Here is a 22,480-nt window from a genome sequence, read left to right on the forward strand (position 1 = left end):
GGGGAATTTACTTACATCTTCCCCATTGTTGTCATCATTCCCATTCAATGGTGCCAGGGGGCTTAGAAGTAATGTCATAAACCACCCGGTTAACTCCTTTGACTTCGTTGACAATGCGGTTGGAAATAGCTTCGAGAATATCGTAGGGAACCCGAGCCCAATCGGCGGTCATGCCATCCTCACTGGTGATGAAGCGTAGGACAACTGGATGGGCATAGGTGCGTTTGTCGCCCATTACCCCCACACTCCGGATGGGTAACAGTACAGCAAAGGCCTGCCAATAATCATGGTAAATACCCCGTTTGGAAATTTCGTCCCGCACAATGAAGTCCGCATCCCGCAAAATATTGAGCCGCTCTGAGGTGACTTCGCCAATGATGCGAATGGCTAGGCCTGGACCAGGGAAAGGATGACGACGGACAATTTCCTCTGGCAGTCCAATGGATCTTCCTAATTTTCGTACTTCGTCTTTGAATAGTTTGCGGAGGGGTTCCACCAGCTTAAAGCGGAGATTTTTGGGTAAGCCCCCAACATTGTGGTGACTTTTAATTTTCACCGCCACCCGTTCGCCGGTTTTGGGGTCCACATTGCTGTCAGCCGACTCAATTACGTCGGGATAAAGGGTCCCCTGGGCTAGGTAATCAAAGGGCCCAAGGCGGTTAGATTCTTCTTCAAAAACCTGGATGAATTCGTGGCCAATCAGCCGACGCTTTTCTTCGGGATCGGTCACCCCTTCCAGTTGCTTGAGGAAACGATCACGGGCGTTGACGTATTGAACGGGAATGTGGAATTGGTGATCAAATAGTTCCACTAACCTTTCCGGCTCCCCTTTACGCATGAAGCCTTGGTCAATGAACATGCAGGTGAGGTTATCCCCGATCGCCCGATGGAGCAGAAAAGCTAAAGTGGAGGAATCTACCCCACCGGATAGGGCCAGCAGTACTCGGCGATCGCCTACTTGGGCCCGCACTTCCCGTATGGATTCTTCAATGAAAGCGGCGGTGGTCCAAGTGGGTTCACAATGGCAAATGTGGTAAACAAAGTTACGAATGAGGGCAATGCCCCCCACAGAATGCACCACTTCCGGGTGAAACTGCACCCCAAACAAAGCCTTTTGATGATCGGCGATCGCCGCACAGGGAGTATTGTCCGTGTGGGCTAGAATTTCAAAGCCGGTCGGCAGATCCACACAGGAATCTCCGTGGCTCATCCACATGGTACTGTCGTTTTCTACATTGGTGAGCAAATCAGTAGGGTCGTCAATGTGCAAGCTTGCTTTGCCATATTCCCCCCGCTTGGCCCGCTCCACCCGGCCGCCCAATTGTTTAACCATCAGTTGCATGCCGTAGCAGACCCCCAACACAGGAACCCCCAACTGGAAAATTTCCGGGTCACATTGGGGTGCTCCCTGGTCGTACACGGAACTGGGACCGCCGGAAAGAATGATGCCTTTGGGCTTAATCTCCCGTAACTGCTCCGCTGTGGTGCGGTAGGACAAAACTTCGGAATAAACTTCAGTTTCCCGGATGCGTCGGGCAATCAGTTCTGAATATTGGGAACCAAAATCTAAAATAACAATGATCTGCCCCTTGAGGCGATCGGATATGCTGTCTGGCACAGAATGGTCGTTTACAACGGGAGGAATGGGGATTTGGGTAGTCACGGCGATCGGCAGTCAGGAATTTATACTGGAGGTGAGGGCGAATCCCCAGGCAAACCTCAGAGAGACTAGATTCGTGGTGTCGTTTCGGGGTCTAACTGACGGCAAGGCCATGGTCGTCAACAATCCCAGTATTCTAACCCAATACCTGGAGCCCAGAATGACCCACGGCAAATCTGCGCTAAGATGGGGGCGGAAAATTGCAGAAATTCTTCGCGAAGATTCCCTGGAGAGGTGGCAGAGCGGTTGAATGCGGCAGACTCGAAATCTGTTTTGGGGCAACTCAACGGGGGTTCGAATCCCCCCCTCTCCGTAGCTAAAATAATCCTTAACCCATTCATGTAGGTTCGATGGATTGGTGGCAGTTTGGGCCGATGATTACCCGACCTTCTTCCTAACTTCCTTGACCCTAGCTTGACAGAATTGATGTTAATGCAGTAGGAAAGGGCTTGTTGCCGAAACTATTCTCTTGTTAAGCTGGTCTTTTTTAATCAGATTCGGTCTCCCCGTGCCTACCCACCGCCGTGTTTAAATCCTTCTCCCGCAAACTTAAGCGCTCCACTGTCAACTTTCTCCACCAGTTAGCGAACACATTGGAAGTGGAGGAAGGGGGTCAATCTTCGGCGATCGAGGAAAAGGCTCTCCCCATTGAACAAGATTTTGAGTCCGAAGCAGAAAATTCCGTCGATGGTGATGATGAGTTGATCCCCCCTGTTGACGCCAATGCCACCAAAGTTGAACCTGGTTATGGCAGGGGAAGGGAGATGGTTACAGCCATCAATATTCAAAATGTTCAACACCATAGCTCAGCTAATGGGATAGTGTCACCGGAGCAAAGCAAAAAAAGCAAAAGTGGTGATGGTGGTCTAGGCCCATCCTCCAATCTTCCTGAAGAAATTAACCCTGTTCCCCCATCTTCTGCGACCGCCACATTGGAGCGGGGTAGCCGTCGCCGTCGACGCAGAAAAAAAGTTAAGAATAAGCAGTCCAAAACCCCCCTTGCCTTGGCCACAGGACTGAAAACCTTTGGGCGCTCGGTTTCCCGATTGACCCAACAGCCTCGATTTTGGTTTGTGTTTGGCTTTGGTCTGGGGGCTGGGATGGGGACTTCCGCTTTGGTTTGGGGTTTTTATCAGTTGGAGACCATGACCCAAGTAGCGATCGCCGATGTGGTGACCTATGCTCCTCCGGGCACTATGACCATCAAAGCAGCCAATGGTGCCATTCTCCAGGAAATTGGTAATGTTAGCCACGATAAGCTCACCATGGGTAAAATTCCCCCCCTCATTGAGCAAGCGTTCATTGCCAGTGAAGATAGTCGCTTTCGGGAACACCGGGGCATTGATCCCCAGGGCATCATTCGGGCTTCCCTATCCAATGTGCAATCAGGGGATGTGGTGCAAGGAGCGAGCACCATTACTCAACAGTTGGCCCGCCTGGTTTTTCTCACCCAAGACCGCACCCTAGCCCGCAAATTGAGGGAAGTGCGACTGGCGCAAAAAATTGAAACGGCTTTGCCCAAAGATCAAATTCTGGAACGCTATTTGAATCTGATCTATCTCGGCTCTGGGGCTTACGGTGTGGCGGATGCGGCCCATGCTTATTTCAGTAAGGCACCGGAGGATTTGACCCTAGGGGAAGCGGCTACTTTAGCAGGGGTAGTGCCGGCCCCGAGCGTTTATTCTCCCCGACAAAATTTGGAACTGGCCACCCGTCGCCGCAATGAAGTGCTGAATCGCATGGCGGAAGTAGGTTTTATCACCCCCGCAGAGGCCCAGACGGCGATCGCCGAACCATTGGTACTTAAACCCAGTCCCCTGAAGCGCTTTAACCGGGAAGCGGAATTCTTTGCTGATTACATTTTGGATGAGTTGAGGGCCAAAGTACCGGAAGAAGAACTCCAACAGGGGGGGATAACGGTGAACACCACCCTCAATCAACAATGGCAAGAAGAAGCTCAAACCATCCTCAGTGATGCAGTGCAAAAATATGGCCGTTGGCAACGGTTTTCTGAAGGGGCCATGGTGGCTATGGATCCCCGCACCGGGGCCATCAAAATGATGGTGGGGGGCAAAGATTACAACACTAGTCAATTTAACCGGGTGACCCAGGCCAAACGGCAACCGGGCTCCACCTTTAAACCCATTCTTTACGGAGCGGCGATCGCCGCCGGCATTTCCCCCAACAAAAGTTATCCCAATGTGCCCATTGATATTGGTGGTTACCAACCGGCCAACTATGGCGATCGCTATACTGGCGGCAACATGTCCCTGGGGGATGCCCTCACCAGTTCTGTCAATGTGGTAGCGGTGCGCTTACTGCTGGATGTGGGCTGGAATCCAGTGATCAATTTGGCCCGAAAAATGGGTGTTACTTCCAAGCTCGAACCCACCTACTCCTTGGCCTTGGGAGCTTGGGAAATGACTCCGTTGGAAATGACCAGTGCCTACGGGACCTTCGCCAATAAGGGCACCCATGTGCAACCCTACGCCATCCAAAATGTGGTCAACGCCAAAGGGGAAGTAGTGTATAAGGCAAAGCATAAGCAAACCCAAGCTTTAGATCCCGAAAGCAATGCCATCCTCACTTCCATGATGCGCCGCGTAGTGACTTCCGGCACTGGTCGCCCAGCCCAATTAGGCGATCGCCAAGTGGCAGGGAAAACTGGCACATCGGATGAAGCAAAGGATCTTTGGTTTATTGGTTATATACCCCAACTGGTTACGGGGGTATGGTTAGGCAATGACAATAGTCGACCCACCAATGGGGCTAGCACCACCGCCGCCATGGTTTGGGGACAATTTATGCGGGATGCCACCAAGGGGATGCCCGTGGAGTCCTTTCCTGCCCTGCCCAAAAATCTAGACCAGCGCAAACCCAGCATTAAGGCTGAACCCATCAAACGTCGAGTCAGAGCCCTTGCTCCTCCCAGCTCACCGGATAGAGAAGAGCAAACCACCAATGATCAACCCCGCCGTCGCCGTCGTAGTCAGACCAACAATACCCAGGCGGCTAGTAATACTTCTCCTCCCAGGGCATCGGCATCGGCCCCAGCTTCTGCGCCGTCAGCCCCTCCAAGGACAATCAGTGCCCCAGCCCCGGCTTCCGTACCCGCCGCTTCTTCCACCGCTCCCCCTGCTGATAGTGGATTACCGGCTCCCCCCTCAGCCCGCAAATCGGAATGATCAACCCTAAAACTGATGTCAAGGAATTTTATCTAAGTAATTTGGTATTGATGCTGCTCCACGGCAATGCTGGGGATTAGGTTTACTTTGCCTATGAGTTCGACAAAATACAACTCCACCCTTAAATCTGAGTAACGCCGACGAATTTCTGCTTCAGCTTGGTGGAGATAAGGGCTATGGAAACCTTGCTCCGACTGGCGATCGCCAAAGGGTTGGGGATGAACTCTAGCATAGGCTCCACAATCTTCATGATCGAAAATAATCACCTTATTGATGTTGTGTAACTGTTTGGACAGGGCCAACTGATCCCAAAATGTTTCTGCTTCAGCAGGGTGGGGGAAACCAGTCAAAGCGAGGGAAGCCCCCGCCAACGCAACCCAATCATAGGCTTGGTCCAAATTTTGCCGGCTCAGAAAAGAGCGCTGGTGGTCGAGGAAACGAAAATCAATGCAACTGAGCACCAACGCCTGGGCTTGGTATGGATTCGGCAGCTGGGAGGAAGTAACCAAGGGTGTTAATCCCAGCATTCCACTCGCAGCCACACCGCGGAGAAAACTGCGACGGGAAATAGAGTTCGTTGGCGAGCAACAAGCACAGAAAGAATGATGAGGGGCTTTAATCGGTGGAGCCATGGCTGGAGAATACTGGGATCAGTATTATTAAATTATTAAGGCCTGTGCTAGAATCAAACCTCAATAGATAACAGTATCAAGTCAGCCTAATTTTTGTCGCCTAAAAGTGTACTAAGTTTGCCTAACTTCTGTATTTAGGACGACAAAGAGCGGGGGAACCAATTCTGGGGCTTATTTCTAAGTAAATTAGGAAGGAAAAACTCTCATTTCTAGCCCGTCAGCTAACCCCGTAGGCATTGAGGGAGGACTAATAAATCATCATTGTTCAACGATGTTTTGACTTTATTCAGGAACTCAGCTACGGACGCGACTGTTATTTCATCCTGTTCTAAATAAAGTTGAGATTGATGATGAAAGAATTTTTTGATTAATTGTTGTTCATATTTGCCACTAACTGGGGAAAAGTTTTTGCCTCCTGGTTTTGTGCTAGTTACAGCCTAGTTATGCCCTGGTCTGATTGTCTGCAGGCTAGAAACTCTGGCTATTGCTTGTGGGCTAATTTTTTTGCTTTTGCTATTTTTTTAATCACGGCTTACTTTAACTTTAATCGTCCGGAGATTTTATGGTGGCCAATATACCTGCTTTGCTCTCCCTAGGGATTTTCATTGGAGTTATCCTCCTAATCATGTCGGAGAAACTCCACTTAACCATAGCGGCTTTTCTGGGAGCATTAATCCTCGTTTTTACCCATGTAATTACCCTTAAGGAAGGCATTGATTACATCAGCCAAAGTTATGCCACCCTAGCGTTATTCTTTGGGGTGATGGTCCTGGTGAGATCCTTTGAGCCGACTAGGATTTTTGAGTATTTAGCCACCCAAATGGTACTACTGGCCCAAGGGAGTGGGAAACTACTCCTCCTAGGGGTAATTGCCATCACCACCCCCATCTGTGCGGTATTGCCCAATGCCACCACGGTTATGCTTTTGGCTCCGCTAATTCCGCCCTTGGCTCAGGAAATTGGTGTGGATTTTGTGCCGATATTAATCCTAATGGTCTTTGTGGCCAACAGTGCCGGACTATTAACCCTAGTGGGGGATCCAGCAACTTTTATTGTCGGTGATGCCATTAATATTAGTTTTAATGATTACCTATTTAAACTCAGTTTTATGGGGGTTTTAGCTATTATTAGTATTGTGGTGATCACTCCTTTTTTATTCCGACATATTTGGCGCAGCCGTTTTACCCATCTAGAAGATTTACCCCATCCTAAAATCAATCATCCGAAGGTATTAATGGCCGGTGGGGTTATTATCGCTTTAGTGCTTATCTTTTTTGTCATTGGCGAAAATTTGCCAGTTCCCATTCCCCCTGCGTCGGTGGCTTTAATGGGAGCTTGCCTTGCTTTATTGCTGGCCCACCAAAGCAAAATTGATACTGTACATAATATTTTACGGGACGTGGATTGGAGTACTTTGATCTTCTTTATGTCCATTTTTGTCATTATTGGTTCTTTGGAAAAAACCGGAGTGACTGCTTCCCTAGCCCAACTTTTAGCTGTGGTGGTGGGTCAAAACATTGCTTTCGGCGCGATCGTTTTAATATTTACAGTAGGGTTACTATCCAGTGTGGTACCCAATATTACCTTGGTGGTGGCCATGGTGCCCTTACTCAAGCAATACGTGGTTAATATTGGCCTTGCCGGGCCAGAAGTGTTGAGCCCTGACTTTGCCGGACAATTTCCCCCTGCGGTGTTGCCATTGTTTTACGCCATGATGTTTGGCGCCACTTTAGGCGGTAACGGCACTTTGGTAGGGGCTTCCTCCAATATTGTGGCAGCGGGCATTTCTGAACAACACGGCCGACCAATTTCTTTTCATCGTTTTCTCCGCTATGGTTTACCGGTGATGGGGGTGCAATTAGTTGTGGCCGCCGCATTTGTGGCCTGGTTGATGTTAACCCAAGCAGGTTAATGGGAAGATTGAAACTCGTCTTGCGTGGGGGAGGGATGATTTTTATCCAAAGCCATCGTCTGCCCCACTGAGTTAGGGAAAGGCCAGGAAAAAAGACCAGCACAGGGAAGTTATAGTGGCCCCAGTCAAACGAGATTAACAATGACTAGTTCCCTTTACTTGAGCACCACCGAAGCCCGCAGTGGGAAGTCCCTAGTGGTGTTGGGCATTTTAGATTTAATTCTCAAAAAAACCACTCGCATTGCCTATTTTCGCCCCATTATCCAAGATCCAATCAATGGCAAACACGATAACAATATCATTCTAGTGTTGGAAAATTTTCGGCTCCAACAAACCTATACTGATTCCTTTGGTTTGTATTTCCATGAGGCGGTCAGTTTAGCGGGGGAGGGAGCCATTGATGAGGTCTTAGACCGCATTTTGGCTAAATATCGCCATTTGGCCGATCAGGTGGATTTCATTCTCTGTGAAGGTTCTGATTATTTGGGGGAAGAATCAGCTTTTGAGTTTAATCTCAATACCAAGATCGCCAAGATGTTAAATTGCCCTATTTTGCTGTTGGGGAATGCCATGGGCAATACCATTGAGGACAGTTTGCAGCCCATTGAAATGGCCCTCAATGCCTATGGAGAACAATTCTGCCAAGTGGTGGGGGTAATTATTAACCGAGTTCAGCCGCAATTGGTACCTGCAATTCAAGCTCAACTGGAAAAACTTTACGGCGATCGCCGGATGGTTTTGGGTACTATTCCCCAGGACACCATGCTGAAAAGTTTACGCCTGAGGGAAATTGTCAGTGGTTTAAACGCCCAGGTGCTCAGCGGTGCGGATTTGCTCGATAACTTGGTCTATAACCATTTGGTGGTGGCTATGCACATTGCCCATGCTCTCCATTGGTTGCACGAGAAAAATACTCTGGTCATTACCCCCGGCGATCGGGGGGACATTATTCTGGGGGTAATGCAGGCTCACCGTTCCCTCAACTATCCCAGCATTGCCGGTATCTTGCTCACAGCGGACTATCATCCTGAACCAGCAATTATGAAACTAATTGAAGGTTTGCCCGATGCCCCTCCCCTGTTGCTGACCAGTACCCATACCCACGAAACTTCCGCTCGTTTGGAGGCAATTCATCCCGCCCTCAGTCCCACGGATAATTACAAAATCCGCCATAGCATTGCCCTATTTCAAAGGCAGATTGATGGGGAAAAGTTACTTAATTACCTCAAAACCATTCGTAGTCAGGGGGTCACCCCTAAATTATTTCTTTATAACCTAGTCCAGGCAGCCACCGCCACCCAACGACATATTGTTTTACCGGAGGGAGAAGACGTTCGCATTCTCAAAGCCGCCGCTAGTTTGACTAACCATGGCATTGTGCGTTTAACTCTACTGGGTAACATTGAGGCCATCGAACAGGCGGTAAAAATTAATCATATTGACCTAGATCTGGGCAAAGTTCGTCTCATGGACCCCAAAACTAGCCCTGACCGGGAACGCTACGCGGAGACCTATTACCAGTTAAGAAAACATAAGGGAGTCACTCTAGCCATGGCACGGGATACCCTCACCGATATTTCCTATTTTGGGACAATGATGGTGTATTTGGGGGAAGCGGATGGCATGGTGTCTGGCTCCGTTAATACCACCCAACATACGGTGCGTCCAGCTTTGCAAATTATTAAAACTCAGCCCGGGTTTTCCCTTGTTTCTTCTGTCTTTTTTATGTGTTTGGAAGACCGAGTATTGGTATACGGCGATTGTGCGGTCAATCCCGATCCCAATGCGGAACAGTTGGCGGAAATTGCCCTTAGTTCTGCGGCCACGGCGAGAAATTTTGGCATTGAACCCAAGGTAGCACTATTGTCCTATTCTTCTGGTTCTTCTGCCCAGGGGGCTGATGTGGAAAAAGTGCGCCAAGCCACGGCGATCGCCAAGGAAAGGGAACCAGATTTGGCTTTGGCAGGGCCTATTCAGTATGATGCAGCGGTAGATCCCACTGTGGCTGCCCAAAAAATGCCTGGGTCAGCGGTGGCCGGCCAAGCAACGGTATTTATTTTCCCCGACCTCAATACGGGTAATAACACTTACAAAGCAGTACAACGGGAAACAAAGGCGATCGCCATTGGGCCAATTTTGCAGGGACTGAATAAACCAGTCAACGATCTCAGTCGAGGTTGTTTAGTGGAAGACATTATCAACACAGTGGTGATCACAGCTCTGCAGGTCAAATGACCGTGTTATGACAAAAAGTGGGCTGTTTAGGACATTTTCAATCTTCAGTAATCTCTCTATTCCCCGCTGAAAAGCGTCGGTGGTGGCAATTTTTTCGTAGGGCGCCTTGCCGTCAACATAGCAATCTGGATTATCAGGCCGGGCCCCCAACTCTGCCCCCAGGAAAACATAGCGAATTTCCGCCATCGGTAAATAGGCCTGCAATGCTTGCTTATTAAAATGGGGCAAGTAGGGACTATAGGAGGACGAGCGTACGTCTGCCAGGGCTGTAATACCATGACCATCCAAAGGTTTCATAAATTTTTCTTGACTATGGTTAGAATGGCCAATAGTAAATAGGGGTTGTACAGTTATAGTCAATCAAAGTAAGATTGAGATGACTAAGTCCTTTACCAAAGACGCTTTTAGCTCCGTTCAGTGTCTTACTTTTAATTAAATCAACTATAACCCTCTTTCGTCAGTCTGAGCAGGAAATTTCAGACCAAATCACCAAAACTCTTTGATAGCATAGGTTTTAGGGATCGTACTCAATAAAAATTCCATCTCCTATTTTTTCTCTTCAAATAATGCTGAGAGGCATACCTGGTAAGAACCTTAGCGATTCAAGTTTAAATTTGTTTCCGAGATCGACGGAAGGGGGATAATCCTCTATTTCGGTTTTTGCTTATAGACTGCCTGTTAACTAATCAATTTCCGGATCTAACACTTCCACTATGGGTTCTTCTGTCTCTTTTTCTAGAACCAAAGGGGCTTCTATTTTTTGTTGTAAAGGCAAGGGTTCCACCTGACGTTGAGGCACTACAGCCTTTTCTAATTCCGGCAGGGCCACCAATTGCCGTTGTTTTTCCCGAACCTGATTGGGCAGAAGCATGGGCAGAGGTTCATTCTCGTCCAACCAATAGGTAGCTACCGGCAGGGTATGTTCTAAGTCCTCCAGCAGTCGGGGAATAATCATCACCGCATGGAGCTCGCCGATCCTTTCGGCTTCCTGCATACCGACCTCGATCGCCATGGCTACATTAGCCACGGTTCCCCGGACAATGGCAGTGCAAAGGCCGTCTCCAATGATTTCGTAGGAAGCTAATTGCACATCGGCGGATTTCAGCATTGCATCGGCGGCCCCCACCATAGCAGGAAAACCCCTAGTTTCCAGCAGGCCAATGGAACGGTTGCTCAAACGACTGTAACCCCGCTGTTGTTGAGCGATTTCCACCAGATGACTACCAATGGGAAACACCGCCTGGAGGTTAGGCATGGGCCGGGGAATAACCAATTTTGACACCAACTGTCCAAACTGTTCCGCCGTTCTGGCCCCCTCTTCCACTGCTAGACGCACATCGGCGACCTTTCCTCGTACCACCGCTGTGCAGTAACCACTGCCAATTTTTTCGTAGCCCACCAGGGTCACTTGGGAAGATTTCAGCATCATATCCGCTGTCCCCACGATCGCCGGAAAGCTTCTGGTGGAAACCAATCCCAAAGCACTATCACTGGGCTGGTGCTGATTTATTGGTTGATAGCTGGTGCGGGGGGAACGGGCAATGGGGACACTAGTCATTGTTGGGAAATTCGGCACAACCGGAGAGGATTGGGGCCGCTGTGGCGATCGCCTTCCATAATAACTCACCGAGTTGGAAGGACTCAATTGAAGGCTGGGGGAGTAAAAACTAGACCCAATGGAATTACTTACTACAGCGTACCACCCAAAAATTCTTCAATCTCCCGATCGCCAAGGCGACAGAGCACGGGTTCCCGGTCAGTTTCCGAGCAAGAACGATAATCCGATTCCCACTGCTGTTCCGACTGTTGTTTTTGTAAGTTGGCCACCTGTTGCTCCAAAAGTTCAATGCGCTCCAACAGAAGACGAATTACTTTACCTTCCGAGTCTGGTAATTTGCCATGCTCCAAAGGATTTACCCTTTCCCCGGAAGGATGGACCATGCGGCCAGGCACCCCCACCACAGTGAAATCCGGCGGCACATCCCGCAAAACCACCGAACCAGCCCCAATACGTACATTATCGCCGATGGCAATATTACCTAAAACCTTAGCCCCAGCCCCCACCACCACGTTTTCCCCCAGGGTGGGATGGCGTTTGCCACTTTCTTTTCCCGTTCCCCCTAACGTTACCCCCTGGTAGATCAAGGAATAATCGCCCACAATCGCGGTTTCACCAATCACTACTCCCATGCCATGGTCGATGAATACCCCCTGGCCAATTTGGGCCCCCGGGTGAATTTCAATGCCGGTTAAAAAACGGGCAATGTGGGACATTAAGCGGGGGAAGAAAGGTAGCCCCAGAGTATAAAGGCGATGGGAAAATCTGTGTATTAGTAGAGCTTGTAAACCAGGATAGCAAAAAAGCACCTCTAACCAATTGCGGGCGGCGGGATCTCGCTCGAAAATAATCCGAAAGTCAGCAATTAGTGAATTTAGCACCCGGTCAATACCTACCTAAAATTTGCATTGTTGATGTCTATCGGACAAAAGCTTGAAGGGGTTTTCAACCAGTCTAACGGCCATGGTTACCGGGAACCCCGATAAATACGCTCCGCCTGTTCCTTCGGTAGATGACCAAAACCTGGCAGAGGGGAAAGTTGGGGGGAAGGGGACTTTTTCCCGTTGCCATTCTGGGGGGGAGTTTTACCAGGAACCTTGAAAGAATCGTAGGAAATCAAAGGGGAGTTAGGGTGTAATTCATACCCATATTCCGGTTCTAGAGCGTTAATGCGGCTTTGGGGCGGGACAAAATCGTGGAGCACTCCGTCATAAGCCAAAACCTCGCCGGTCTCAATGCGATAAATCCAGCCATGGAGGGAAAGATTACCCTTATGGAGCCGGGAATGGATGGCGGGATAGGTTTGGAGATTTTTCAGTTGGGTGAGAATATTTTCCGCCACAGTAACTTCAATCAAATCTTCCCCTTCCAGATGGCCATAGTTATCCAACACCAGGCGACGGGTAGCTTCTGTGTGCTTCAGCCAATCGAACACCAGAGGTAGTTTTTCTTGAAGAGAATTGAGTTTCAGCAAACCCTTCATGGCTCCACAATGGGAATGGCCACAGACAATGATCTGATTAATTTCCAGTGCCACTAGGGCATATTCCATAGCAGCCCCTTCCCCACCGTTGGCCGCTCCGTAGGGGGGAATGATGTTGCCAGCGTTGCGAATAACAAACAGATCGCCCACTTCCGACTGGGTGATTAGATTGGGATCCACCCGGGAATCAGAACAGCAGATGAACAAAATACGGGGATGTTGGCCGTGGGAAAGTTGCTCAAAGAGGTCACGGTGGGAGGAAAAATAACCCTCTCGAAATTTTTGTAGTCCCTCGATGAGTCTTTGCATACGATCGCCGTTAATGGAATTCCAGCCTCCCATTGTATCATTGAAGACTTGCGGCAGAAGGTCTAGGCCAAAGGGGCAATGGGCTGAAAATTTCGGCCAACGTGCTGGCCATAGACCGGCCTGGTTGGCAAAAAATCCAAGGGATAGCAAAGGCAAAATGGTGCAGGTTTTTCGGACAATAGCAGGGTTACAAACCTATCTCCGCAATGCTGGTCGGGGTAAATCCATTGGCTTGGTGCCCACCATGGGGGCCCTCCACGCTGGCCATGGTAGTTTGCTCAAACGGGCCATAGCAGAAACGGATCTGGTGGTGCTGTCTATTTTTGTCAATCCGCTCCAGTTTGGTCCCCAGGAGGATTTAGAACGTTACCCCCGCAATTTTGATGGCGATCGCCAATGGGCGGAATCTTTAGGGGTGGCAGCAATTTTTGCTCCGACGGTGGCGGATTTAGGCATTGACACCAAGGGAGGTCAAACCAGCGTACTCCCTCCCCCGGCTATGACAGAGATTTTATGTGGGGCCCATCGTCCCGGCCATTTCCAGGGAGTGGCCACCATTGTCACCAAATTGTTCACCATTATCTGCCCTGATGTGGCCTATTTCGGTGAAAAAGATGCCCAACAATTGGCCATTGTGCGTCGCCTAGTGCGGGATTTAAACTTAACCGTTAATATCCGTAGTTGCCCTACGGTACGGGAAGAGTCCGGCTTGGCCATGAGTTCCCGCAATCAATATTTGACCAGTCAGGAAAAGGAACAGGCTGCGGTGCTATACCGAAGTTTACAAGCCGCCCAACAACAATATCGCCATGGCGATCGCCAAGCGTCTTCCCTGTTAACCAGCGCTGAGGCAATTTTGGCCACGGAACCGGCCGTTAAGGTGCAATATTTGCAACTGGTGGAAGCTGACATCCTCCAGCCCATTACCGGGGAGTTACCTGGTCAAAGTCCCGTCCTAATGGCGATCGCCGCCTATGTGGGTCAAACCCGTTTAATTGATAATCTTGTGCTAAATAATCGACTGCCCATTATTGCCATTGATGGCCCCGCTGGAGCTGGAAAATCCACCGTAACCAGGCAAGTGGCGGACCGTTTGGAGTTGACCTATTTAGACACTGGGGCCATGTACCGGGCCTTGGCCTGGCTGATTTTGAATCAAGGCGTTGATTCCCAGGATGAAGCGGCCGTAGCGGAACTGACCAGCCCGGCTGAAATTGAACTAATTTCCCGCCCTGCGCCCCAGTTAACCGGCGTGAAGGTAAATGGACAGGATGTCAGCGATGCTATTCGTACCCCAACAGTAACCCAGTTGGTTTCCACCATTGCTGCCCAGGGAGCCGTTCGGGCCAAGTTGCTAAAACTACAAAGACAATATGGCGATCGAGGGGGAATAGTGGCGGAAGGTCGGGATATTGGTACCCAGGTTTTTCCCAATGCAGAACTGAAAATTTTCCTCACCGCTTCAGTGCAGGAACGGGCCCGCCGTCGCCTCAAAGATTTTGAAGCCCAGGGCAATCAGACCGTGGATTTATCCCAATTGGAAGCGGACATTGCCCAACGGGATTACCTCGACAGCACCAGGGCGATCGCCCCTTTGCAAAAAGCAGGGGATGCGGTAGAAATTGTCAGCGACGACCTCACCATTGCCGAGGTGGTAGAGATAATTATTGATCTTTACAAAGCAATTTAATAAGTTATGGCAAAGAGTAAGATAATCAGTACAGTTCTCTCAATGCTGTAGTGAATCAAAGTAAGATTGAGACGACTAAGGTCTTTACCAATGCTGCTTTTAGCTCTGGTCAGTGTCTTACTCTCAATTAAATCAACTATACATTCAATGCAGAAGAAATAAGCGACTCTCCATTGCTAATCAACCGAGAAAGATAGCGTTTTAGTTTTGTCCAGAACTTCTCAATTTTGTCCAATTTCGGTGAATATGGTGGCAAGAATATGACCTCACCCCCGGCTTTTGCTAGCAAGTTCTTTATTCTTTTCTAAGGGTAATAAAAATCCCCCTCCCAGTTAGTCAAGGAAGAGGGATAAAAGGCGACAGAGCCTTCAGATTAGCAATAATGGGCCAGCAATTCTATCGCCTAACAAACGGGGAAAATTTATATGGGTTTTATTACATCATGCCCATGCCACCCATGCCGCCCATACCTCCCATTCCGCCCATGCCACCCATATCGGGCATAGCAGGGGCCGCAGGTTCAGGCTTTTCCACCACCAAAGCTTCAGTGGTCAATACCATACCAGCAATGGAAGCGGCATTTTGCAAAGCGGAACGCACCACTTTGGCGGGGTCGATGATACCAGCGGCGATCAGGTCTTCAATTTTGCCAGTGATGACGTTGTAACCCTGATTACCCGTGGCTTCTTTGACCTTTTCGACAATCACAGAGCCTTCTACCCCAGCATTACTGCCCAATTGGTGGAGAGGAGCTTCCAGGGCTTTGGCAATGATGTCAGCGGCAACCCGTTCTTCATCGTTACTCAACTGTCCTTTAAAGCCTTGGATTTTAGCGGCTAAACGAATTAGGGTTGTGCCACCGCCGGGAACAATGCCTTCTTCCACAGCGGCTTTAGTGGCGTTGAGGGCATCTTCAATGCGGAGCTTACGATCCTTGAGTTCGGTTTCCGTAGCAGCACCGACTTTAATCACGGCTACACCACCGGCTAGTTTGGCGATGCGTTCTTGGATTTTTTCTTTGTCGTAATCAGAATCGGAAGCGGCATATTCCTTCCGTAACTGCTCAATGCGCTCCTTAACTCCAGCGGAGGCCCGTTTGTCGGCCCCAGCAACCAGGATGGTGTTGTCTTTTTCCAAGGTGGCTTTAACGGCTTGGCCCAATTGATCGAGGCTGACGGTGTCAAGACTCAAACCAATGTCTTCGGAAATGACGCTACCACCGGTGAGGATGGCAATGTCTTGCAGCACAGCTTTACGCCGATCGCCAAAGGCGGGGGCCTTAATGGCGGCTACGTTGAGTACACCCCGAGCTTTGTTAACCACCAGGGTGGCGAGGGCTTCTCCTTCAATGTCTTCCGCAATGATTAACAGGGGACGACCGGCCCGGGCAACGCTTTCCAATACGGGCACCAGGTCAGCAATGGCGCTAATTTTTTTGTCGGTGATTAGGATTAAAGGATTATCAAACTCCACCAATTGGCGATCACTATCGGTGATGAAGTAGGGGGAAATATAACCCCGATCAATCTGCATCCCTTCCACCACTTCTAACTCGGTGTTGAGGGATTTGGATTCTTCTACGGTGATGACTCCGTCTTTGGTGACTTTGTCCATGGCATCGGCAATCATGGCACCCACTTCGGGATCGTTGCCGGAGGATACGGTGGCCACCTGGGCGATCGCCGAACCTTCGACGGGTTTAGCCAAGGCTTCGATTTCTTGAACGAGAAAAGTGGTGACTTTTTCAATGCCCCGACGGAGAGCCACAGGGTTAGCGCCGGCGGCCACGTTCCGTAAACCTTCCCGGACTAAAGCTTGGGCAATGATGGTGGCGGTGGTGGTGCCATCTCCAGCAATTTCCTTGGTTTTGGAAGCAACTTCCTGGATTAACTTAGCCCCAGCATTTTCTTCCGGGTTGGAGAGCTCAATTTCCTTAGCGACGGTGATGCCATCGTTGACAATCTGGGGAGCACCGTACTTTTTTTCTAATAAGACGTTGCGACCTTTGGGGCCGAGGGTAATGCGTACTGCATCGGCCAGGGCATTAATCCCCGCTTCCAAAGAACGTCTGGATTCATCCTTAAAGGAAATAAGTTTAGACATAGACTAAAAAGTTACAAATAACATCAAAGGTGGCGCACAAGTCCATAAAGCACTCTAGCACTCTTGGCAGTGGAGTGCTAAGTCAGGCAAGGTTCGGTTTTCCGCTCTTGGGGCGGCTTCTGGATATTTCTGGCTCTTTTACTGGCTGGTGGTGATGCCCCGTTCCCGCAATTGACGGATGAAATAATCTTCTAGGGAAGGACGGGCCAGGTTCATGCTGATCAAACGGGCATTGAGGCTGGGTAGTGCATCCACTAGGGCTTGGGCATCCCCCTGGTAATGGCCGTGCCAAACATCCTGTTCCCGACTAAGATTGCGTAAATATTTGCTCAATTGTTCCTCTTCTCCGCCCTGCAACACCACTTGATAACCTTCGTCGTTGCCCAGCACTTCTGCGAGGGAACCACTGCAAAGCAATTCTCCCCGGGCCAAAATGGCAATGCGGTCACAAATTTGCTCCACGTCCGCCAAAATGTGGGAGTTGAAAAAGATGGTTTTGCCTTGCTCTTTGAGGGAGAGGATAATTTCCCGCACTTGGTAGCGCCCTAGGGGGTCTAAACCGGACATGGGTTCATCCAGGAAGACCACTTCGGGGTCATTGATTAATGCCTGGGCCATCCCCACTCTTTGCAACATACCTTTGGAGTATTGTCGCAACTGCTTCTTTTTAGCGGTTTTTTGGGCCAGGCCCACCAGGTCACACATGGCTAGAATGCGCCGTTGCCGTTCCTGTTTACCAATTTGAAATAGACTGCCGATATAGTCCAAAAATTCCCAGGCGGTTAAGAAGTCATAAAAGTAGGCATTTTCCGGCAGATAGCCTACCCGTTGCTTAGTCTGGCGATCGCCGATGGGTTTACCCAGTAAAGTACCCCGGCCGCCGGTGGAGCGGATTACCCCCAGTAAAATTTTCAATAGGGTAGTTTTACCTGCCCCATTGGGGCCCAATAGGCCAAAGGTTTCCCCCTCCTGAACGGCAATGGACAAAGGTTTAAGGGACTCTACTTTTTGGTTGAGCCAAAAACCGGTGCGGTAGGTTTTACTAATTTCCCAGGTTTCCACCACATGACCCTCAATGGAGGGTTTCTTTGCGGCGATCGGGGTTGACGCGACCATTAACTTTTTTCCTCCCTGAAAAATCTTTTTACAAGTGGACTAGCCAATGACATTAAAAACACATTGGTCTGTTTTGATCATGGTGGGAAAAGTCTTGAAAATCATTGTGCAGGACTTTACATATTGCTGGGCCCATCCTTGGGCGGCTTCTATTTGCTCCGGGGTTAACTTATCTTCTTTAGAACCTTTATAGCTTAGTTTAACGCTCTTTTTATCCACTTCAAATTGGGCAAACCATTCCCCTTTTGGCTGGGTTGACTGGAGATACCGACCAGCCATGGTATTACCGAGATAATGATTACCCAAATTGCCTAAATGCTCGAAAGTTAACAATAAATCCTCCACACTCAGACCATTGGGTAAAGGAGATTGATTCGTCACTGCCCGATTAACAGAGTTTGTGGCACCAACTTGGGCAACATTAGTTCCACTTTCCGTCACCTTTTTCAATGCCAATTTTTCTGGGTTAAAACCAATATCAAATCGAGTTTGGTCATTGTACTGGGCATCAGTCAACTTTGCTCCGGCCAAATCCGCCCCCGTCAATGAAGCTCCCTGTAAATAAGCCCCTTCAAGGTTGGCTCTGGTCAACACAGCCCCCACAAAAATAGCCTCTTCTAAGTGGGTTCCCCGCAAATTAGCCTTGAGCAAAAAAGTTTTGAGTAAAGATGCCCGTTTAAGGTTGGCCTCTTCGAGATTAGCCCCGGACAGGTCAGCACTGTTGAAATAGGCCTCTTGGAAGTTACAGCCCTGTAAATTTGCCCCCCGTAGGTTAGCTTCACCAAAGTCTGAGCCGCTGAAATCTGCCCCCACCAAACTAATACCGTGAAAATCAATGCGCCGTAGGGCCAAATTCTGAAAGTTGCGTTTTCCTCCCTGGTACTGACTGAGGATTGTTTGGACTTGACTATTATCTACCATCAGAATTTTTTCCGTTGCCAAGGTTACTGGTCAATCACAATTGTCTTTATCCAGTTTAACGAACTGCGTCACCAATCTTTTAAAAATTTCCGTTATCAGTCTTGAATCGCCTAAAGCTTAACTTAAAAAGGGGAATTTTTTGTTAGGCACAAGCTAATTGACGCCACCGTAGTTAACAATAAACCACTGCCAAACAATTGCCCGGCTAGATGTCGAGCCGAATCAAACACTTTTGCTTGCTCAACTTCCACTAACAAGACAAAACGATATGCGGGCAACCAACGATAAACGCCTAAAACAGGAATTTGATTATGATTCAAATACATAGCTTGGCCACTTTCTGTTCCTAAGCCTCTATCAATGCCATAACTTTCCAATCTAGGAATTTGGTTGTTATTCTTGTCATTATTTTTCCCATTCTGCCCCTGAGAAAAGTTGTTGCTGACAATGGTATTAGTGGTTAAGGATAGTCTTCCGACTAAATAACTTTCCATAATCGTCGCTAATTCCTTGATCTGTTCTGTTGGGACGATGGATTGACCCATTAATTGGTCAAGGTCAGATAAGTTCAAATCTATGGTCAGCACCCCCACCCTTTTTTCCGACTGGTTGAGGAGGGGGGTCGCCAGGGTAATGGCTGGCATTTGGTTAATAGTGGACTGGTAAAAGTTAGGGATAGCCTTATCAATATTTTCTAACTTAAAGTAAGTTGTAGTATTTTGTAAGGGCTGATATTGCCCTTCTCGGTCTGGATCGGTGGAAAAAATTACCATGCCATTGTTGGTAATTAAAGAGGTGGCAAGACGTTGCTGTCTTTGGCTAAAATACTGATAAAAATAACGGTAAGCTTCTTGATACTCCACACTATTATTCAATTTTTTACCTAGCAAAATATTGGCATTCTTTCTGACTTCAAAATTCTCTAGATCCGCTTTAAAATCAGTTTTTAATTGGTCAAACCAATGATCTAATTGCTCGGCTTTGAGTTCTGAGACTTGTTCCAAGCTCTCAAAGGTAGGTTCAACTCTGGCTTGGCGCAGGGTGATGTAGGTGGAGAAAGCAATCAAACTAGTCCAAAATAAACAAGCCAAAATCAAGTAGCTTAGGAAACGGCGTCGCCAACGTTGCATGGGCTTCCTACTTCCATTGACGAAAAATATTAGTTATTTTCTCTATAGCCTGATCTGTCGCCTTTTCAGGGGTTAATTTCTCAGTAGCAACGGCGTAAATGGCCTGCCCCCAGATATTCTGAGCTAAAACTTCACTATAGGCTGGGTTGTCCACCACATAGGAACTACGGGCATTGGCAAATTGGGTGATAGCCACGGAAATATGGGGATCCTTTCCATTAGACCAAAATTCACTCTCGGTGATCGCCGGCATAACGGGTAAAAAGCGGCCCTGGGCCCCTTGTAAATAGGTTTCCAAATTTTCCGGCTCGATTAGGAAAGCGACAAGACTTTTAGCCTCTTCCAGGCGATCGGTCTCCGCCAGAATGCCGATTTGTTTAACGGAAGTTACATAGCGCATGGGAGTGTTATTGGGCTTATTAGGCCAGGGAATTGTCCGCATCCGCTGAAAATAGTTAACTTCGTCTCCCCTTTGGGAGCCGGGGATGGACAAAGAACCGTTGGCTGTCATCAAAGCGCCATTACTCAAAAAATTAATATTATTGTCTGGGTCTCCCCATTCTGTGGCATTGGGGGGAACAAATTTGTTTAGATAAGGAGCGGTGTAAGCTTCCAGAGCCCTAATGATGCCCTGGCGAACCTGGGGATCATCCAAACGAAGGCTACCCTGTGCATCTAGAAGTTCCACGTCATAGGCTTCCAAAAACTGCTCAAACACCGTAAAAGTGTCCGTTGCCACCATAGACATTGGCAAACCAATGGCATAAATATCACTCACACCTTGGTTCCTGAGAGTATTCTGGGCCGTTTCCCATAGGCGCCAAAAACTTTCCCATTCTTTGGGCAGATTGCCCCCATCAACACCGGCTTGGATTAGTAAATCTTGCCAATAGTGAATATATGTTGTTTGTTGAGAAATGGGCACTGCATAATAGGAACGTTTTTTTGTTTGGTTGTTGAAATAGTAAACATTTTTGAGTGCTTCAGGGAAATATAACTGTTTGATCGGCTCAATAATGCTAGAAACATCAGCTAATTTTCCTTGCCAAGCTAGCTGGGGCAATAATACCAAGTCAATGCTATAACTATAGATAATGTCAGGAGGATTGCCAGCTTTCATGGCGTTTTCCACTTGTTGTACTAAATCTTTTTCACTAAAAAAAGTTATTTGGACATCAGTTTCATTCTCGGCTTTCCAGGCATTAACTGAGGCTTGAATTGCTTCCGTTTCCTCCGGATAATATCCTTCACTCCACCAGACATTTAGTACATTTTCATTGGCGTTAGATAAAATAGTATTAACTTGTCCATAGCGGCAGCCAACTAAACTAAGGGAGCTAAACGTGACTAGGCAGATGCCTAGGGAAAAGGACAACAACTTTGGCAACGGTTTGTACAAAATATTGAAACTAGTTAATTAATAATTGATGGAAAAGATAAAAATTGAACAAACTTAAGGGTAGCTTTATTAAGCTTACCAAGTAGCAAAGCCCCATAGCCAAAAGGGTAAGGTGGCAAATAATGCCAAGGAACTCAACCCCAAAGAAGTTACCACCAAATCCCTATCTAAATCATAGGCCTCCGCCAATACTAAAGTAGCGAAAGCAGAGGGCATTGCAGATTGCAACACCAATACTAGGCAAGAAGGTCCACTAAATCCCAAACTAGTCAGTGCCATAGCAATAAGTAAAGGGACTAAAAACATTTTAATTGAGACTGCGCTGAAAGCAATCTTGATATTACCCCAGGAGTCAAGCTGTTGCAGCCGCATGCCCATCAACACCAAAGCAGTCATTATAACTGACCAGGCAAACCACCCTAAACAAATATCTAACCAATCAGGAAAAGTCACTAGTCTCAACATTAAACCCAGAACAAAAGCAATTAGGCTAGGGTTTTTAATTAAAATTGCTAAATTATCCTTGAGCCAACGAATAATTCCGATCAAAATTAATCTTAAAGCACTACTTTTTTTTGCCTGCTTTGTAAAAGAATGGGATGGATTTGAGGAAAGTATATTCAGTTTGTTCTGCTTCAATAAAATGCTACGGTTAGCTAAAATTGATCCAAGGCCATAGGCGGCTAAAAAAGTTCCTAAAAGATCATATAAAATGGCCCAACCAAAATATTCTGGTCCCAGTTGGGGAAGCAGTAGAATAATCGGAAAGCCAATATAACCAGTATTGCCAACTGTACTGACTAGGGTGAAGCTAATTTGGGAATCGGAGGAAAAGCTAGGGCGACGGGTTTGCAGCCAGAGCCAGCTGAGAAAAAGTCCGAGCAAAATTGCACACCAAGCAACAATAGGAGATAGCCAAACAGCCCCCGACAGGTTTGCTTTACGAATAAAATTGATTATTCCTAGGGGAACCCCTAGCCAAAAAAGAAATTTCCCCAAATACTGAGCAGTGCTTGGGGAAAGCTGGACTGATTTTAAGATTTTACCCTGTAATTTTTCTAAGCAAAAGCTCAATGTAACGCCAATTAAAATAGCTACGGTAATGGGAAAATAAAGACGAATAATAATAGTAACCAGGGAATTCATT

General features: G+C 48.0%; 18 protein-coding genes, 1 tRNA gene and 1 riboswitch. Of the genes, 6 read left to right on the top strand and 13 right to left on the bottom strand.

Annotated features, from left to right (window positions below; genetic code table 11):
• Positions 1–34: 34 nt before the first annotated feature.
• A complete protein-coding gene (gene guaA, locus D082_RS04855; protein ID WP_028949204.1) occupies positions 35–1,663 on the bottom strand; it encodes a glutamine-hydrolyzing GMP synthase in 1,629 nt (542 codons plus the stop codon).
• Between guaA and D082_RS17605 the strand changes: the two genes are divergently transcribed.
• From D082_RS17605 to D082_RS04865, 3 genes are all read left to right on the top strand, one after another.
• Positions 1,644–1,910: a hypothetical protein gene (locus D082_RS17605; RefSeq protein ID WP_071880775.1), complete on the top strand. Its 267-nt coding sequence runs from the start codon at positions 1,644–1,646 to the stop codon at positions 1,908–1,910. The two genes, guaA and D082_RS17605, sit on opposite strands and share 20 nt — an antisense overlap.
• Positions 1,889–1,973 (top strand) — tRNA-Ser (locus D082_RS04860). The genes D082_RS17605 and D082_RS04860 overlap by 22 nt, the downstream gene beginning before the upstream one ends.
• Positions 1,974–2,184: 211 nt before the next feature.
• On the top strand, positions 2,185–4,845 hold the full coding sequence (locus D082_RS04865; protein ID WP_028949202.1) for a transglycosylase domain-containing protein: 2,661 nt from the start codon (positions 2,185–2,187) through the stop codon (positions 4,843–4,845).
• Positions 4,846–4,877: 32 nt separating this feature from the next.
• On the opposite strand, the gene D082_RS04870 is transcribed toward D082_RS04865, so the two are convergent.
• A complete protein-coding gene (locus D082_RS04870) occupies positions 4,878–5,354 on the bottom strand; it encodes a carbonic anhydrase (RefSeq protein ID WP_238546844.1) in 477 nt (158 codons plus the stop codon).
• Positions 5,355–5,585: 231 nt separating this feature from the next.
• Positions 5,586–5,727: riboswitch (cyclic di-AMP (ydaO/yuaA leader) on the top strand.
• A 312-nt stretch (positions 5,728–6,039) separates the two neighbouring features.
• Between D082_RS04870 and D082_RS04875 the strand changes: the two genes are divergently transcribed.
• Both D082_RS04875 and pta read left to right on the top strand, forming a co-directional pair.
• Positions 6,040–7,389 carry an ArsB/NhaD family transporter gene (locus tag D082_RS04875; RefSeq protein ID WP_038530253.1) on the top strand — a complete coding sequence of 450 codons (1,350 nt, stop codon included), beginning with the start codon at positions 6,040–6,042 and terminating at the stop codon, positions 7,387–7,389.
• A 141-nt stretch (positions 7,390–7,530) separates the two neighbouring features.
• Positions 7,531–9,624, top strand: coding sequence for a phosphate acetyltransferase (gene pta / locus D082_RS04880; RefSeq protein ID WP_028949200.1), 2,094 nt, complete (start codon positions 7,531–7,533; stop codon positions 9,622–9,624).
• Here pta and D082_RS17610 read toward each other — a convergent pair.
• The 4 genes from D082_RS17610 to D082_RS04895 form a co-directional block, all read right to left on the bottom strand.
• Positions 9,571–9,921, bottom strand: coding sequence for a DUF488 domain-containing protein (locus D082_RS17610; RefSeq protein ID WP_028949199.1), 351 nt, complete (start codon positions 9,919–9,921; stop codon positions 9,571–9,573). The genes pta and D082_RS17610 overlap by 54 nt on opposite strands.
• 385 nt (positions 9,922–10,306) lie before the next feature.
• Entirely contained in the window at positions 10,307–11,200 is an 894-nt protein-coding gene (locus D082_RS04885; protein WP_028949198.1) for a BMC domain-containing protein, read from the bottom strand.
• A gap of 113 nt (positions 11,201–11,313) precedes the next feature.
• Positions 11,314–12,063 (bottom strand): serine O-acetyltransferase, encoded by a 750-nt coding sequence (cysE, locus tag D082_RS04890; protein ID WP_028949197.1) that lies wholly within the window; start codon positions 12,061–12,063, stop codon positions 11,314–11,316.
• Between the two features lie 86 nt (positions 12,064–12,149).
• Positions 12,150–13,007 carry a carbonic anhydrase gene (locus tag D082_RS04895; protein ID WP_238546845.1) on the bottom strand — a complete coding sequence of 286 codons (858 nt, stop codon included), beginning with the start codon at positions 13,005–13,007 and terminating at the stop codon, positions 12,150–12,152.
• A 124-nt stretch (positions 13,008–13,131) separates the two neighbouring features.
• Between D082_RS04895 and D082_RS04900 the strand changes: the two genes are divergently transcribed.
• Complete coding sequence (locus tag D082_RS04900) at positions 13,132–14,664, top strand: bifunctional pantoate--beta-alanine ligase/(d)CMP kinase (protein WP_038530259.1); 1,533 nt, start codon at positions 13,132–13,134, stop codon at positions 14,662–14,664.
• 136 nt (positions 14,665–14,800) lie between these two features.
• Here D082_RS04900 and D082_RS19400 read toward each other — a convergent pair whose 3' ends face one another.
• From D082_RS19400 to D082_RS19405, 7 genes are all read right to left on the bottom strand, one after another.
• Entirely contained in the window at positions 14,801–14,953 is a 153-nt protein-coding gene (locus D082_RS19400; RefSeq protein ID WP_158506491.1) for a transposase, read from the bottom strand.
• Between the two features lie 146 nt (positions 14,954–15,099).
• Positions 15,100–16,767, bottom strand: a complete 1,668-nt coding sequence (gene groL, locus D082_RS04905) for a chaperonin GroEL (protein ID WP_028949194.1) — start codon at positions 16,765–16,767, stop codon at positions 15,100–15,102.
• Between the two features lie 138 nt (positions 16,768–16,905).
• Positions 16,906–17,883 carry an ABC transporter ATP-binding protein gene (locus tag D082_RS04910; protein ID WP_051738682.1) on the bottom strand — a complete coding sequence of 326 codons (978 nt, stop codon included), beginning with the start codon at positions 17,881–17,883 and terminating at the stop codon, positions 16,906–16,908.
• 39 nt (positions 17,884–17,922) lie between these two features.
• The gene (locus D082_RS04915; protein WP_238546846.1) at positions 17,923–18,825 is read right to left on the bottom strand and encodes a pentapeptide repeat-containing protein; all 903 of its coding nucleotides are present in this window, start codon (positions 18,823–18,825) and stop codon (positions 17,923–17,925) included.
• Positions 18,826–18,926: 101 nt separating this feature from the next.
• Entirely contained in the window at positions 18,927–19,934 is a 1,008-nt protein-coding gene (locus tag D082_RS04920) for a cache domain-containing protein (RefSeq protein ID WP_028949191.1), read from the bottom strand.
• Positions 19,935–19,941: 7 nt separating this feature from the next.
• Positions 19,942–21,309, bottom strand: a complete 1,368-nt coding sequence (locus D082_RS04925) for an ABC transporter substrate-binding protein (protein ID WP_238546847.1) — start codon at positions 21,307–21,309, stop codon at positions 19,942–19,944.
• A gap of 99 nt (positions 21,310–21,408) precedes the next feature.
• Positions 21,409–22,479, bottom strand: a complete 1,071-nt coding sequence (locus tag D082_RS19405; protein WP_028949189.1) for an AEC family transporter — start codon at positions 22,477–22,479, stop codon at positions 21,409–21,411.
• Position 22,480 lies beyond the last annotated feature (1 nt).

Origin of the sequence: Synechocystis sp. PCC 6714, from assembly GCF_000478825.2 — a bacterium.
Lineage (GTDB): Bacteria > Cyanobacteriota > Cyanobacteriia > Cyanobacteriales > Microcystaceae > Synechocystis.